Here is a 13,851-nt window from a genome sequence, read left to right on the forward strand (position 1 = left end):
CACGAGTGCCGCCGATCCAGGTCGCCGTCTGCGGTCCCCGCAACTGCACCGACACCGACACAGACGTCGCGCGGCAGATCGGCCAGCTCCTCGCCGAGGCCGGAGCAACGGTGCTCTGCGGAGGCGGACGCGGAGTCATGGCCGCCGTCGCCGAAGGCGCCTCCACGGCGGGCGGCCTCGTCATCGGCGTGCGCCCCGACGACGACCGCACCGCCACCTGTGCGGGCTTGTCCGCCGTGCTCTACACCAACATGGGCGAAGCACGAAACGCCATCCTGATCTGGTCCGCCGACGCCGTCATCGTCGTAGGCGGATCGTGGGGCACCCTGTCCGAACTCGCACTCGCCAACCGCCGCGGCGAGACTCCGATCGTGAGCATCGGAGGATGGACGATCCACGATGCTGACGGCAACCCCGTCAGCGCAGCGATGTCAGCCGCGACACCACAGGAGGCCGTCGCCCTCGCACTAAACTCCCTAACCAAGTCCACATCCGGCACATCGTGAACCACCTTGTTCACAGCAGATGAAAGTTGCGCAGCGAGCGCACGGCGTTGTCGGCAAGCTCGAAGCCTGGGACCACGAGATCCGAAGTCGCACGCTCCGGGCGGGCGGCGGCACAAGGAATCACAGTCAAATAATTCCGCTCTTCTACCAGGGCTTTTCGGGTAAAGGGATCGTGCAGCGTCTCTGCATTGTGTTGTACTGCACGAGAGGGGATCTCATCGTCTGTCGGGGAGTAGTGGGCGGCTTTGGTTACTGAATCCATGTCTGATCTTGATGGACTCGTGGGGCAGATAGCGTGTCTGGGGCGAGTCGATACCGCCACATTGGAGCGGGTGCGGCACGAGGCGCTGACGGTGCCGGATGATCGTGCGGCGTGGGTGGCCGAGTACGGGGAATTCCAGTCGGGGGGCTGGTCGACGTTGTCGTTGATCAACCGTTCGGGTGACCCTCGCGACGTGCGGATCGAGGATTGTTCTCCACGAGCAACCTCGCTGCTCGAGCAGATGCCAGCTACGCGAGAGTTTCTGTCTTCGTTGGGTTTTCGGTTCATGTGGGTGCGGCTGGCCCGTCTGAGCGCGAACTCGTTTCTGTGGGAGCACCGTGACTACCAGGAACTCGACGGCTCGGCGCGAGTGCGGCTCCATGTCCCGCTGGTGACCAACAGCTCGGCGGTCCTGGTCACCGCAGGCACGCGGGTCCAGCTCCGCGCTGGTCGGATCTGGGTGCTGAGGCCGACGCACGCGCACGGTGCGTGCAATCTTCTCGGCCCGGACCGCTACCACCTGCTGCTGGACTGCTACCTCGATGACCGGCTCGCCGCGGCGGTGCAGGACGCCTGGCTCGATGCCGGTGATAGCGATGCGATGCCTACATCTGGACCCGAGGAACTGACGCGGCGCGTCGAGCAGGCCCTCACCCTCGCCGGGCTGGGCTACCACACCGCTGCCGAGAAACACCTGCTGCGGCTGTTCTACGAGCGCGCCTTGCCGGAGGGCCAGGTCTACGACCTGATCGCGGATCTCTACAGGCGTCTGGACGACCCTGAAGGCGTCCGACGATGGCGAACGAACAAGCGCCTGATGCTCGGTGAACTCGCCGCGAGGACGCTCGCGTGAACCATCCCGGATTACGTCACCTGCTGGAGACCAATCGCCCTGATCAGTTCGCGCTGCTCGAGGCCGCGACCGAGTTGTTCACGCGCAGCGATGCCGTGACCGATCTGCTGGTGCGGGGATCGCTAGCGCGGGGCACCGCGGATCGGCTCTCGGACGTGGACTTCGTGGTGGCCGTCGAGGACGCGCGGTTCCCCGAGTTCGTCTCGGCGCTGAATCCGCTGATCGCGACCGAACTGGGTGGGATCCTGCCCGGCTGGCGGGACACCATCGTGGGCGACATGGGCGGGCTCGGATACGTCTTCCTGCTCGTGTGGGTTGACCACCTCCAGCAGCTCGACCTCTACGCGGTGCCAGCGAGCCGCCTCGCGCGGGTGCGTGAGCAGTCGCTGTGCCAGCCGATCTTCAGCCGCGATCCCGACGCGGCTCGTACGGTCGACGCCGAGACCACTGGATTCGTGACGCGGGAGGCCCGGCGTCCTCCGGATTGCGAGAATCTGCTGATCGAGGCCCTGGTCATCGGCTATCTGATCCGCAAGCGGGTCACGCGGGGCCAGAACTTCATCGCCTACTCCGAGTGGTTCCTGTTCAACACGGCGGTCAAGAACCTGATCAAGACCGCGCTGGCGCCCTCCTCGTCCTACTACGGCTGGTACCAGCTCAACGAGGAGGTCGGCCGGACTCCGCTTGGGCGCGAGTGTCTGCACCATCTGACCGCGCTGGTGACCGCCGCGCCGAGCCCGACGTTGGAATCGGTCACCGAGGGCCTGAACAGGGTGATCGCGGTCGCGGAGAAGGCGATCCCGCAGATCCTGGAAAGCCACCGCGACGCGATCGACGCCTACCGCCGCTACATGGAGCTGTGATGAGCGCAAACATCAGAACTGCAACCTTCTTCGGGGGCGTGGTCCCGAGTTCGGAGACCGAACTTCATCTGGCCTATGGCATCGGCTGCGGCCTGGGCTCGGCGGGATTCGTAGTCCAGCACGGCGGCTACAACGGGTTGATGGAGCAGGCCGCTCGTGGAGCAGCGGAGCGGGGCGGCGAGGTCGTCGCGGTATCGCTGGCGGGCATGGCCTGGGGTGAGTTCAATCCGTACGTCGGCGCGAGCGTGCACCTGGCGACGATGGGCGAACGGCTGCACCGGTTCCTCGACGGTGCCGACGTCGTGATCGCGATGGGCGGCGGTGTCGGCACCCTGCACGAACTGACCGCCGCGCTGTGGTATGCGGGCAACATCCGCCCCGTCCCGGTGTGGCTGTGCGGGCCGACCGCCCTGCGGCTGGCCGCGTTCCTGCGGGCGGAGCGTTGGCTGTTCGAGACCCCGACCAGGCCGCTGTCGTTCCTGACCGAGATCGCCGATCTCCCCACCTTCACCAGCACGCTGACAGCCCTGAACTCCGTCTCGACGGCCCGGAGTGTTCGATGACACCGCCACCAGAGCTGATCACCCGGATCCGCGACACCGCACTACAGCGCGGCGAGTTCATCCTCCCCTCCGGTGAAATCCTCGACGAGTACTTCGACCAGTACGCGCTGGCCGCCTCACCGGTCTTGCTGGCCGAGGTCGCCGCGGCTCTCGCGGAGCTGGTCCCCGCCGAGACCGATGTGCTCGCCGGTGTCGCGCTCGGTGGCATCGCCCTGGCGGTAGCCGTGTCGGCGGCGACCGGAGTCCCGACGGCGTTTGTGCGGGCCGACCCGAAGCCGCATGGGCTCCGGCGGCAGGTCGAGGGTCCGGTCGCGACCGGTGCCCGGGTGGTGGTGATCGATGACGTCGTGCGCACCGGTGGCCAGGTCCGACATGCTGTCGCTGCGCTGCACGGTGCCGGTGCCCGGGTGCCGAGGGCGATCTGTGTCCTGGACCGCCACCTCGGCGGTCGCGACATGCTCCGCGCTACCGGGGTCGAGCTGCGTGCGCTGCTGGATCCCGCCACGCTGATGCAACTGCCCCGGGGAGCAGGAGTCGCAGATGCTCGCGGGTGAGCGGCGCTACGCGGCGCTGTTCGACCTCGACGGTGTGACCATCGACGGCCGGGCGGCGATAGCGGCGGCACTGCGCTCGCTGGCGCTCGCGTGGTCGCCGACCGCGCTGGACGAGACCGTGCTGGGGCGGTGCGCCGCGATGCCGCCGGTGCAGGCGCTGGGCCTGCTGGGGGTGTCCGAGCCTCGGGCGGTGTATGACGGGCATTTCGACGCGGCGCTCTCGGGTGCGACCGGCGAGGGGGTAATCGTGTTTGATGGCGTGGTCGCGGCGATGTCGGCGCTGGCCGCCCACGGTGCTGGAATCGGGATCGTCACCGCCCAGGCGCGCAGCCGGATCGGGTTCTGGGTCCCTCCGGCCGTGGCGGAGCTGGCCGAGGTCGTCGTGGCCTACGAGGACGCCGCTCCCAAGCCCGCGCCGGACGGAGTCCTCGCCGCCTGTGCACACCTCGGGGTTACTCCTGAGCGGGCGTTCTTCCTCGGGGATTCCGCGACCGATATCGAGGCCGGACGCGCGGCGGGAGTCTTCACGATCGGCGCGGGATGGGGGTTCGCCGGAGCCGCGGTGCTGCGCGAGGCCGGTGCGGACCTTGTTCTCGCCGGCCCGGACGAGGTCGGTCCGGAGTTGCTGAAGTACCTCGGGACCGACTGAACCACGTCGCGACCGGATCAGTGGGCGGTCTTCTGTCCGATCGTCTCGCGCACCAGCTTCAGCGCTTCATCGATAGCGAGCGGGTCGGTGCCGCCGCCTTGGGCGATGTCGGGCTTGCCGCCGCCTCCGCCACGGAGCGCTTTCGACGCGAGCCGCACCAGATCCCCGGCTTTCAGACCCCGCTGCTGGCCGCCGTCATTGACGGCGGCAACCACCAAAGGTTTGTCGTTCGACAGGGCGGTCAGCGCCACCACGGCCGCGTCGTTGGACGCGGTGAGGAGCTTGCGGACATCGAGGACCACGCTGCGCAGCTCGTCGGCGGAGGCTGCCTCGGGCAGATGCTCGGCGACCACCGAGACCCCGCCGATCGGAGTGGCGTGTGCGGCGAGATTCCTGGCGAGGTTGTGCAGCAGCTCGCCGCGGAAGCGGGCGAGCTGTTTCTCGGCATCGCGCAGCTGCTTGATCAGGGCCTCGACCCGGTCCCCGATCTCGGGGGTCGGTACCCCGAGAATGTCGCCCACCTTGACCGCGAGCGCGCGTTCCTTGGCGAGGTACCGGTAGGCGTCGATGCCGACGTAGGCTTCCACGCGCCGCAGCCCGGACCCGACCGAGGATTCACCGATCACGGTCAGCGGGCCGACCTGTGAGGAGTGCCCGACGTGGGTGCCGCCGCACAGCTCCCGTGACCATTGGCCGCCGATCTCGACTACGCGGACGTCTTCGTCGTAGGTCTCGCCGAACAGCGCGAGCGCACCGAGTTCGCGGGCCTTGGGCAGTGGCATGTATTCGACCGCGACCGGCAGGTCGCGCCGGATGGCGAGGTTGGCGACCTCTTCGACCTCGGTCCGGGTCTCCGGGGAGAGCCCGCCGGTCCAGGAGAAGTCCAGGCGCAGGTAGCCGGGCTTGTTGTAGGAGCCGCTCTGCAGGGCCGTGGGGCCGAGAACCTGACGCAGGGCGGCGTGCACGATATGGGTACCGGAGTGCGCCTGGCGGGCCCCGAGCCGCCACTCCGGGTCGACCTGAGCCAGCACGACCGCGCCCTCGGCCACCTCGCCGCTGCGGACCTTGACCTGGTGGACCCAGAGCTTGCGCGCGACCTTCTGCACGTCGAGGACTTCGAGGTGGAGACCCGAATCTGCGACGATCGTCCCGGCGTCGCTGTCCTGGCCGCCGGCCTCGGCGTAGAGGGGGGTGCGGTCGAGGACGAGTTCGACGATGTCGCCCTCGGAGGCGGAGCGGACGCGCTTGCCGTCGCGGATGAGGCCGCGCACGGTGGCTTCGGAGGTGAGTTCGCCGTAGCCGGTGAACTCGGTCGGGCCCTGGGCGAGCAGCTCGCGGTAGACGCCGGACTCGCCGTGGCCGCCGGACTTGCGGGCAGCGGCGTCGGCCTTGGCGCGGGCGCGCTGCTGGGCCATCAGGTCCCGGAAGCCCTTCTCGTCCACCGTCAGTCCCGCCTCGGACGCCATCTCCAGGGTCAGGTCGATCGGGAACCCGTAGGTGTCGTGCAGCTGGAAGGCCCTATCGCCGGGCAGGACCCGGGCGTTGGCCTTGCGCAGCTCGGAGGCGGCCATGTCGAAGATCGCGGTACCCGAGCGCAGGGTTTGGGTGAACGCGGCTTCCTCGGCGACGGCGATGCGGTCGATGCGCTTGTGCTCGTCACCCAGCTCGGGGTACATCGGGCTCATTACCTGGACGGTGCGCGCGACCAGCTCGTGCACCACGGGGTCGCCCGCGCCGAGCAGCTTCATCATCCGCACCGCGCGGCGCAGGATGCGGCGCAGGATGTAGCCGCGTCCTTCGTTGGAAGGGGTGACACCGTCACCGATGAGCATGACGCTGGTCAGGATGTGGTCAGCGACCACGCGCAGGCGCACGTCCTCGGCGACTCCGGCGCCGTACTTGGCTCCGCTCAGCTCCGCGGCGAGGTCGAGGATGCGGCGGGTGGTGTCGATATCGAAGATGGTCGGCACGTTCTGGAGCAGCAGGGCCATGCGCTCGAGGCCGAAGCCGGTGTCGATGTTCTTCGACGGCAGATCCCCGACGATCTCGTAGCCCTCCTTGGCCGGACCCTCGCCGCGGATGTTCTGCATGAACACGAGGTTCCAGATTTCGAGGTAACGCTCGTCGTTGGCGACAGGCCCGCCCTCCTGGCCGAAGTCGGGGCCGCGGTCAAAGCAGATCTCCGAGCACGGCCCGCACGGGCCCGGCACGCCCATCGACCAGAAGTTCTCCGACATCCCCAGCCGCTGGATACGGTCCTTGGGCACCCCGACCTCGCGCCGCCAGATGTCCTCGGCCTCGTCGTCATCGAGGTAGACGGTCACCCACAGCTTGTCCTCGGGCAGACCGAGCCCGCCGTCGCTGACCGAGCTGGTCAGGAACTCCCAGGCGTAGGGGATCGCCTTCTCTTTGAAGTAGTCACCGAAGGAGAAGTTGCCGAACATCTGGAAGAACGAGCCGTGGCGGCTGGTCTGGCCGACCTCTTCGATATCCACGGTCCGCACGCACTTCTGCAGGCTGGTAGCCCGCTCGTACGGGGCCGGGGCCTCCCCGAGGAAATACGGCTTGAACGGTGCCATACCCGCGTTGATCAGCAGCAGAGTCGGATCGTCCGCAATCAGCGACGCTGACGGGACGACGGTGTGGCCTCGCTTCTCGAAGAAGCTGAGGGCGCGGCTCCTGATGTCGGCCGAGTACATAGACGCCTTCCAGACTGGTCGAGGGATGTCACAGCCGCCCTGTTCGAGCGAGCCGGATCAAGCATCCATCCTAAGCTGGAGAGGTTCGACAGATTTACCGGGTCGACAGCGCTGACCAGGCTAAGGAGGCGTCGAACACGCTCGCGCGTCATTCGCTGCTCAACGATAGGATCGAAAAGGTCCCGATCTGGACGCTTCGCGGCCGAGACACCCAACGAGGATACGCCTCGGGCGTGTACCCGTAGGTCACACCACCGTGAACTCTCCGTCGATGACGCCCTTGGCGAACGCGTCCATCTCGTCAGGGGTGAAGTTCAGTCGGATCGACCAGTTCTCGAAGGTCGCCGCACCGTCATTGTGCACGGTTACTCGCAAGGCTTCGCCCAGCGTGAAGGAGGTCATGCTGATCATGCGTTGACATAGCTCCGTCCACGCGCCGACCGAAATTCCAATCTGCGGCTGTGTCCGGTCTCGGTTACCTGGGTCACGCCGAAACTTGCTATCGCGGACGAGGACCGCGTCGCCTTCGATCTTGACCTCCACACACGCACCACCGTTGTTGCCGCTGAAAGAGCTTGTCGTCCAGTCGTTCAGGCGGTTCTTGGCGGTCATCGTCACTCCGAATTCCTCAATCTCGTGATGCGGCTGCGGACGGCGGCGGCTGTGTCCTCCGCCGACAGCGCTCTGGCGACGAGCCGGTCCGCGGTCAGTGCATACAAGTCTACGTCGGCACGTTCTTGCAGGTAGAGAGCACCGGTGTGGTACTCGATGTAGGCGATACCGCGAGCATCGGTGAAGTTGAGCAGGATGAACGGGGTCGAGAGGCCGTCGTGATTGCCGGCCGAGGTCGGGATGACTCGCAGGTCCACGTTGGAGCGCGTCATCAGGTCGAGGACGTGCTCGAATTGGCCGAGCATGACCGCCGGGCTGCCGAACGGGCGGTCGAGCACCGACTCCTCGATGACCGCGCTGATCTGGAGCGGCTCATCGGCGTCGGTCACTCGCTGACGGTCGATGCGGGCACGGGCGGTCGGCGCGACGTCCTTGGCCGGAATGTGCAGGCTGTTGCTCACCACGGCGGTGGCATAGTCGAGGGTCTGCACCTGGCCTGGAAAGAAGCTGTTGGCGTACTCGAACTGACGCTGCGCCAGCTTCTCCAGCCCCACGTAGAGCTTGAACCAGTCGGGCCACACCTCGTCGTTGCGAGTGGACAACACGCCGTGGTCGGCGCGGACCGCGAGTGAGACCACCCATTCGACGTCTTCGGCAGGTGCGGCGTAGAGCCGCATGAGCTTGGCAACGTGGTCGGCGCTCTGAGCGGTCTCGCCGCTCTCCATGTAGCTCAGCTTGGCCGAGGTGAACCCGATGTGCTTCGCGGCAGCTTGCTGGGTGACCCTTGCGGTCGACCGTGCGGCTTTGAGCGCGCTGCCGACGAGGAACCGCAGAGCCGACGCATCCGAACGCTCGTCGTCGCGCATTCGATCCTTCCGCCTCCCGCTGATGCCTCTGGTCAAACTATCGCATCGTATCGACAGAAAACCTAGCGTCAAAAGCAATTTTAAGTTTAAATATGCCCTTGACATTGAAGTTGAGGTAGCACTCCTCTATGCAGCTCAGAGGCGGTTGAGACATGCTGATTCGAACTAGCCAGAAGCCACGTGCAGCCGAAGACGGAAGCAGACACTGCGCCCGAGACGTTGGAGACGGCAAGTACGTCGTGAGCTTCCTCCCCGGCCGCACACTGTCGGAGGCGCAAGCCCATGCCGCGATACGAGCGGCCGAAAAACTGGACGCGCTAGGCGGTTCCGCCGCGCTGCTCGGTCTGACGGTTCCGGAGCTGGCCGGTCTGGTGTCGATGGACAGTTCCAGCGAACGGTTGCGGTCCGGCCTCCCGGCCGAACATGCGGCAAGGCCGAGGTGGCTGCGGTGAACGCCGAACAGGCCGGGAGTTCGGTGGCGACGCTCACCGCCTTCGGCGAGGAAACCGGACGTGGTCGCCAGATTGCTTTCGAAGAATCTGCCGAACCGAGGGTTCAGCATGGGGCGGCGGAGCCGGTGCCGGATGCGCGGCTGGCGGTGTCGTGATGTTCGAGCGCTGCCACACCACCAGCGAAGTCGCCGGGATCTATCGGCGGATCGGGTTCACCACGGTCTCGTGCATGTCCGACCGGGTGTCTCTGATCGCGGCCCCCAGCCTGGGAGCGGTGGCGATGCCCCCGACAGTAGGTGCCCGGGTCCGCGATCAGCTGGTGAGCCAGCACCGGTGCAAATCGACGCCGATCCTGACCCATCGAGGACCGGACCGAAGCTGGGTGTTCCTGGTCGGCCCGGCCTGGGGCCGCACAATGACACCGGCCACGATGAACACGCTCGCCACGCAGGGGCTGCGGGTCCTGGTGGCCGGTCAGCGGATCTGGCTACCGATGACCGACCATCCGATCGGCTGGCGCTGGCTCTCTCCACCGATCGACGTCGCGTCGCTACCCGCGCGCACCACCGTGATCGCCGCCGCACGCCAGCACCTGGGCCCGCTCCCCCGATCAGCGAGCAGGTAACCATGTCCTTCCCACCACCACCTACGCCCCCGCAGCTGCTGCCCTCGGCAGAGGAGTTGTGCTCGGCGATCCGCGGGCACCACATCGTCACACATCCGGTGGCCCAGCTCGCCGGTGAGTTCGGCGATCTCTACCAACCAGCACAACCGCACACCCTCGAAGGCTGGCGCCGTAGCCGGGAACTAAGGATGGCCGTCGACCTCTGGGCTTCGGCGCACCTGCCACCGCCGCGCCCCGACGCGAAATTGCGCGCCGAAACCCTCGGCGCGGTCATCGACCGCCTCGCTCGTACCCAGGTCTGCGCCTACCACCTGTTGATGACCGTGGATGACGTGGCAGCTCCGCAGGTGCACGTGGCCTGGCACCGGCTGGCCGAGCTGGTCGATGACTACACCGCGCTCGCCGACGCGCTGGCCCAGCGCGCGGCACGGCTGCCCGCACTCAGAGAAGACCTCTGATGCGCACCGTGCTGCCGGACAAGCCCGACCGCTTGCCGCCTGCCGCGGCTTCCCGCTGCTTGTCGATAGCCCGGTGCCGGACGCGGTAGCTGATCTGGCGCTGCTGCTCCGTCAGCGGGAACAGACCGCCACTTCTGCACTCGCGGGATCGACGCAGAGCGCTCCCCGCTGAGGAACGCCCTCACACAGTCGCGATCATCACCTGCTTCGTCGTTCACGATTTGGTCAGACAAGGCAGGAGCCGTCAGCTGGCCCTTTCGGCCGTTCTTCCTCAGAGGCGCCAGCCTCCGCAGGATGCTTGCGGGTTGCAACAGCAGTCTGCGCTTCGGCGAGCAGGGATCGGCCCTGCTCGGGATTGTCAAAGAGTGTGTCGAGAAGTTGGGGGGTGAACCCGCTTGCGAGAGGCAAGCGGTAGAGGATGAAAGCCAGCCACGCAACATGGCCACGTTGGATCCATTGCTCTTCTGGTGTCCCGGCGAACAAGCCAATGCGCCGCTCCGCACGCGGCGCTACATGGGGGTCGAGTATCCGTAATGCGGGGGAATCGTCGTAGATGAGGCTGTTGACCAAGATGTTGCGTGTTGACTTTTCCATGTCGGGAGCGGCTCGGTCGATCACCGCTTCGAGAGCACTGATCGTGGATGCCTCTCCGCCACGCCAAGCGGCGTAGATACAACGCAACACCGATTCCCGATAATGTTGGTCATGAGGAATACGCACCTGAATCGGCTGCCCAGCAGCGTGCACCACGAGCACATGCCCGGAAGCTGGCTCAGCGTGTTCGCCGGTAACCTTCAGACCGGTAAAATCGGTGTGGTCGCGGCAGCGGACGTAGGCGACAGTTGGCTTTCCGGGGCTGGGGCGGCGCAGGCTGATTTCGAAGGCTCCGAGTGACTCTACCAATACCTTGAGCTTGGTATAGCCGTAGGTCCGGGTGTCGAAGTCGGGCTGTTTCTTCGACAAGTAGTTGCCGACCGCCCCCAGATGCGACCAGCCGTCCTCGTCTGACGATGCTTCGACCGCTACTTTTATCAGCCCGGCTAGGCCGGAGCCCGCTGTCGTTGCAGTACGATGTTTCGAGGCAGAATGCGCGGATTCTGATGTCGGCGTGAGATTTTCGACGTAGACGAACCTATCGCAAGCGGCTACGAACGCGCGCGGCGTCTTCCGTTCGCCCATCCCGAATACGGTCAGCCCGGACTCCCGGAGTCTGGCGGCCAACCGGGTGAAGTCCGAGTCGCTGCTCACCAGACAGAAGCCGTCGAACCGGCCCGAGTACAGCAGGTCCATCGCGTCGATGATCAGGGCGGCATCGGTGGCATTTCGGCCGGTGGTCCAGCCGAACTGCTGCACCGGTTGGATCGACAACCTCAGCAGGTGCGACTTCCAGCCGCTGAGGTTGGTACTGGTCCAGTCACCGTAGGCCCGCTTGACGTGCGCGGTGCCGTACTTCGCGATCTCGGCCAATAATGGCTCAGCTATCACCGGCGATGCGTTGTCGGCATCGATCAGCACGGCCAACCGCAGCGAACTCTCCCCCACGTACGCCCCTTCCCCTCGCGGGTCCGCGAGCACCACTATCTCAGCGCTCCCGCCCCCTTGCCAGCCTTTCACCCACTATGACACCCGCGGAGCCTCGATCTCTATGACGCGAACGCCCTCCTGGGGACCGGGGCGCCCTTGCGCCGACCTCCAGCCGACGCACAGCCACCTGCAATAGATCACCAGTCCAGCTTTAGTGTCGCCCGAAGCTAGTACCGCTCACCGGAATCGCAGTCGGGGCTCTTTTACTCTCACACATAAAGCCCACCCCAGCGAAGCTCACGCCTTCCACCCGATCCAAGAACACGCACTACAACCTTCCCACTTGCCTCGATGAGGCTCATATAAGATTCCGAATATCCGACAAAGAAGGGTGAACAAGTGAACTTCAATGCGCATACCAAATCTCTGATTGTCACCCTCGAACTTTTGAGAGCGACTGCTTGCTGTCGATTTTTCGGGCAGCTCGATGAACTATTTCGAAACTCCCACCCAGACCACGCATCGAAAGCCGAGTCCGCAGCGAAGATCGCGAGAAGTGCATGCTCATAACAGTCGAATGGGCGAGAACACAGAGCATGCCGTTCACCATCGGTCCACAGGATGAGTTCGAAGTCGGCGTTATCGCACCTGGCCAGGAAATTCACCGATGGACTCACAACCGCCCCGATCGCAGCGTCTCCGCACCGATGCCATGCCACCTGGACCAGTACGTCACCGCGCGTGAGCCACGAACCTCATACCGAGCTCAGTGCCGCTCATGCGGACGCGCCTACGAGCTTGCTCTTATAGACGAGAACGACGGTGGCTGGATTGCCGCGTTCACATGCGTCGATATGGAGATCCTGTTATCTCGCAAAGCGAGAAAATTGAGCGGTCGACTTTAGATCAAGACCGAGCGGGGCCGAGCAGTCGGGTTTCAGAGGGACGCATCAGGTGTCTTCTGTGTCTGCGAACTCCTCGCTCTGTCCGATCCGCGCGGCGGGTTCTCGCCGCTTCGGGCTTACGGCCGCCTCGACTCCTGGGTGACCTCGTGGCGCGTTGAGTGGAAGCCGCCAGGAGTGACGGGGTATGGTTTGGAGCCAACGTCGAAGGAGCAAGGTGGACCCGTACCTCACTGTCGACAGACCCCTGGGCGTGACGTACCTGGACTACAACGCTACCGCTCCGTTACGCGCGGAAGCACTGGCAGCGATGGTTCAGGTGCTGGAGACGGTCGGCAATGCCTCTAGTCAACACGCTTACGGCGTGGAAGCTGCCAATCACGTTGCTACAGCCCGTCGCCGAGTCGCTGACTTGCTGGGGTGCTCAGCCGGCGAGCTGATCTTCACCGCAGGCGCTACGGAGGCCAACAACCTCGCTCTCCACGCCACCTACCGAGGACGCCGCATCGTGGTCGGCGCCAGCGAACACCCCGCCATTCTGGAGACCGCCCACGCCTGTGCCCCGGGCAACGTCGTCGTTGCCCCGGTGAGCCGAGATGGTGCCGTCGACACGGTCGCGGCGGCCGCCGCCCTCGCGACCGGTGATGTCGACGTGGTTTCGATCATGGCAGCCAACAACGAGACCGGTGTCCTCTCTGACCTGTCGGCCATCGTCGAACTTGCACATGCTGCGGGAGCCGTCGTGCACACCGACGCCACACAGCTGGTGGGGAAGTTGCCCATTGATCTCGGCGAGCTCGACGTTGATCTGCTGTCGCTCTCGGCGCACAAGTTCGGCGGTCCGCAAGGCGTCGGTGCGCTGTTCGTCAGGCGTTCCTTGCGACTTGCACCGCGACCGCTGCTCCACGGCGGGGGTCACGAGCGCGGTTGGCGAGCTGGCACGGCCAACGTCGCAGGCATCGTCGGAATGGGTGCGGCCGCGCTCGAGGCCAAGGCACGGTGCTCATTGGAGGCCGAGCATTCGCGGCAGCTCCGCGACCGTCTGGAAAAGTCTCTGCTCGCCGCGGTACCGGGCAGCAGCGTCAACGGCTCGACGCGACCTCGCCTTCCCGGCGTGACGAGCATGACCTTCGCAGATACGCCTGCCGATGCGGTTCTTGCCGCTATGCCCACCGTGGCTGCTTCGGACGGAAGCGCGTGTCATTCGGGCGCTCTCGGTCCGAGTCACGTTCTCACGGCCATGGGCTTGAGCAGGACCGAAGCCGAGTCGACCATCCGCTTCTCCCTTGGCTACGCAACGACTGAGGCCGATGTGGATCACGTCATCCAGGCGGTGCCCGCGGCCGTCGCGCACGTGCGAAACGCGTTACGGCCCGTCGTGAAAATGAGTTCGCGCGTGAATGAGTCCCGATCAATCTTGCCCATGTCCAATACCAGTACAGACCGATAGAGGCCCCTCACTC

General features: G+C 65.8%; 16 protein-coding genes. 11 read left to right on the forward strand and 5 right to left on the reverse strand.

All coding sequences use genetic code 11. From position 1 onward, the window contains the following. Nucleotides 1–5: 5 nt before the first annotated feature. On the forward strand, nucleotides 6–506 hold the full coding sequence (locus tag ACFO0B_RS06575; protein ID WP_378611406.1) for an SLOG cluster 4 domain-containing protein: 501 nt from the start codon (nucleotides 6–8) through the stop codon (nucleotides 504–506). A 10-nt stretch (nucleotides 507–516) separates the two neighbouring features. On the opposite strand, the gene ACFO0B_RS06580 is transcribed toward ACFO0B_RS06575, so the two are convergent. Then, nucleotides 517–768, reverse strand: a complete 252-nt coding sequence (locus ACFO0B_RS06580; protein ID WP_378611407.1) for a hypothetical protein — start codon at nucleotides 766–768, stop codon at nucleotides 517–519. Between ACFO0B_RS06580 and ACFO0B_RS06585 the strand changes: the two genes are divergently transcribed. The 5 genes from ACFO0B_RS06585 to ACFO0B_RS06605 are packed head-to-tail and all read left to right on the forward strand — an operon-like array spanning nucleotide 767 to nucleotide 4,250. Then, a complete protein-coding gene (locus ACFO0B_RS06585) occupies nucleotides 767–1,621 on the forward strand; it encodes an aspartyl/asparaginyl beta-hydroxylase domain-containing protein (protein WP_378611408.1) in 855 nt (284 codons plus the stop codon). The genes ACFO0B_RS06580 and ACFO0B_RS06585 overlap by 2 nt on opposite strands. Next, nucleotides 1,618–2,484 (forward strand): nucleotidyltransferase domain-containing protein, encoded by an 867-nt coding sequence (locus tag ACFO0B_RS06590; RefSeq protein ID WP_378611409.1) that lies wholly within the window; start codon nucleotides 1,618–1,620, stop codon nucleotides 2,482–2,484. The genes ACFO0B_RS06585 and ACFO0B_RS06590 overlap by 4 nt, the downstream gene beginning before the upstream one ends. Then, nucleotides 2,484–3,047, forward strand: a complete 564-nt coding sequence (locus tag ACFO0B_RS06595; protein WP_378611410.1) for an SLOG cluster 4 domain-containing protein — start codon at nucleotides 2,484–2,486, stop codon at nucleotides 3,045–3,047. Before ACFO0B_RS06590 ends, ACFO0B_RS06595 begins: the two co-directional genes overlap by 1 nt. Then, on the forward strand, nucleotides 3,044–3,601 hold the full coding sequence (gene pyrE / locus ACFO0B_RS06600) for an orotate phosphoribosyltransferase (protein WP_378611411.1): 558 nt from the start codon (nucleotides 3,044–3,046) through the stop codon (nucleotides 3,599–3,601). Before ACFO0B_RS06595 ends, pyrE begins: the two co-directional genes overlap by 4 nt. Continuing rightward, on the forward strand, nucleotides 3,588–4,250 hold the full coding sequence (locus ACFO0B_RS06605) for an HAD family hydrolase (protein ID WP_378611412.1): 663 nt from the start codon (nucleotides 3,588–3,590) through the stop codon (nucleotides 4,248–4,250). The genes pyrE and ACFO0B_RS06605 overlap by 14 nt, the downstream gene beginning before the upstream one ends. Before the next feature lie 17 nt (nucleotides 4,251–4,267). On the opposite strand, the gene alaS is transcribed toward ACFO0B_RS06605, so the two are convergent. From alaS to ACFO0B_RS06620, 3 genes are all read right to left on the reverse strand, one after another. Next, nucleotides 4,268–6,949, reverse strand: coding sequence for an alanine--tRNA ligase (alaS, locus tag ACFO0B_RS06610; RefSeq protein ID WP_378611413.1), 2,682 nt, complete (start codon nucleotides 6,947–6,949; stop codon nucleotides 4,268–4,270). Nucleotides 6,950–7,195: 246 nt separating this feature from the next. Further along, complete coding sequence (locus ACFO0B_RS06615) at nucleotides 7,196–7,561, reverse strand: DUF397 domain-containing protein (protein WP_378611609.1); 366 nt, start codon at nucleotides 7,559–7,561, stop codon at nucleotides 7,196–7,198. A gap of 2 nt (nucleotides 7,562–7,563) precedes the next feature. Then, nucleotides 7,564–8,427 carry a helix-turn-helix domain-containing protein gene (locus tag ACFO0B_RS06620; protein WP_378611414.1) on the reverse strand — a complete coding sequence of 288 codons (864 nt, stop codon included), beginning with the start codon at nucleotides 8,425–8,427 and terminating at the stop codon, nucleotides 7,564–7,566. A gap of 239 nt (nucleotides 8,428–8,666) precedes the next feature. Here ACFO0B_RS06620 and ACFO0B_RS06625 point away from each other — a divergent pair, with 239 nt between their 5' ends. The 4 genes from ACFO0B_RS06625 to ACFO0B_RS06640 all read left to right on the forward strand — a co-directional run bounded on the left by ACFO0B_RS06625 (nucleotide 8,667) and on the right by ACFO0B_RS06640 (nucleotide 9,962). Next, nucleotides 8,667–8,879, forward strand: a complete 213-nt coding sequence (locus ACFO0B_RS06625; RefSeq protein ID WP_378611415.1) for a hypothetical protein — start codon at nucleotides 8,667–8,669, stop codon at nucleotides 8,877–8,879. After that, entirely contained in the window at nucleotides 8,876–9,034 is a 159-nt protein-coding gene (locus ACFO0B_RS06630; RefSeq protein ID WP_378611416.1) for a hypothetical protein, read from the forward strand. Before ACFO0B_RS06625 ends, ACFO0B_RS06630 begins: the two co-directional genes overlap by 4 nt. Next, nucleotides 9,031–9,504: a hypothetical protein gene (locus ACFO0B_RS06635; RefSeq protein WP_378611417.1), complete on the forward strand. Its 474-nt coding sequence runs from the start codon at nucleotides 9,031–9,033 to the stop codon at nucleotides 9,502–9,504. The genes ACFO0B_RS06630 and ACFO0B_RS06635 overlap by 4 nt, the downstream gene beginning before the upstream one ends. Nucleotides 9,505–9,692: 188 nt before the next feature. Further along, a complete protein-coding gene (locus tag ACFO0B_RS06640; protein ID WP_378611418.1) occupies nucleotides 9,693–9,962 on the forward strand; it encodes a DUF4254 domain-containing protein in 270 nt (89 codons plus the stop codon). Between the two features lie 225 nt (nucleotides 9,963–10,187). Here the strand turns inward: ACFO0B_RS06640 and ACFO0B_RS06645 are convergent, their stop codons facing one another. After that, nucleotides 10,188–11,504 carry an NYN domain-containing protein gene (locus ACFO0B_RS06645; RefSeq protein ID WP_378611419.1) on the reverse strand — a complete coding sequence of 439 codons (1,317 nt, stop codon included), beginning with the start codon at nucleotides 11,502–11,504 and terminating at the stop codon, nucleotides 10,188–10,190. A gap of 1,101 nt (nucleotides 11,505–12,605) precedes the next feature. On the opposite strand from ACFO0B_RS06645, the gene ACFO0B_RS06650 reads away from it, so the two are divergent. Continuing rightward, nucleotides 12,606–13,838, forward strand: coding sequence for a cysteine desulfurase family protein (locus tag ACFO0B_RS06650; RefSeq protein ID WP_378611420.1), 1,233 nt, complete (start codon nucleotides 12,606–12,608; stop codon nucleotides 13,836–13,838). The last annotated feature ends 13 nt before the right edge of the window (nucleotides 13,839–13,851 follow it).

This window comes from Nocardia jiangsuensis (assembly GCF_042650385.1).
GTDB lineage: Bacteria > Actinomycetota > Actinomycetes > Mycobacteriales > Mycobacteriaceae > Nocardia > Nocardia jiangsuensis.

What these genes read in the sequence shown, in the direction of transcription:
- ACFO0B_RS06615 (WP_378611609.1), bottom strand. Translation starts at nt 7,561, where the DNA reads ATGACCGCCAAGAACCGCCTGAACGACTGGACGACAAGCTCTTTCAGC.
- ACFO0B_RS06585 (WP_378611408.1), top strand. Translation starts at nt 767, where the DNA reads ATGTCTGATCTTGATGGACTCGTGGGGCAGATAGCGTGTCTGGGGCGA.
- ACFO0B_RS06640 (WP_378611418.1), top strand. Translation starts at nt 9,693, where the DNA reads ATGGCCGTCGACCTCTGGGCTTCGGCGCACCTGCCACCGCCGCGCCCC.
- ACFO0B_RS06595 (WP_378611410.1), top strand. Translation starts at nt 2,484, where the DNA reads ATGAGCGCAAACATCAGAACTGCAACCTTCTTCGGGGGCGTGGTCCCG.
- alaS (WP_378611413.1), bottom strand. Translation starts at nt 6,949, where the DNA reads ATGTACTCGGCCGACATCAGGAGCCGCGCCCTCAGCTTCTTCGAGAAG.
- pyrE (WP_378611411.1), top strand. Translation starts at nt 3,044, where the DNA reads ATGACACCGCCACCAGAGCTGATCACCCGGATCCGCGACACCGCACTA.
- ACFO0B_RS06580 (WP_378611407.1), bottom strand. Translation starts at nt 768, where the DNA reads ATGGATTCAGTAACCAAAGCCGCCCACTACTCCCCGACAGACGATGAG.
- ACFO0B_RS06605 (WP_378611412.1), top strand. Translation starts at nt 3,588, where the DNA reads ATGCTCGCGGGTGAGCGGCGCTACGCGGCGCTGTTCGACCTCGACGGT.
- ACFO0B_RS06620 (WP_378611414.1), bottom strand. Translation starts at nt 8,427, where the DNA reads ATGCGCGACGACGAGCGTTCGGATGCGTCGGCTCTGCGGTTCCTCGTC.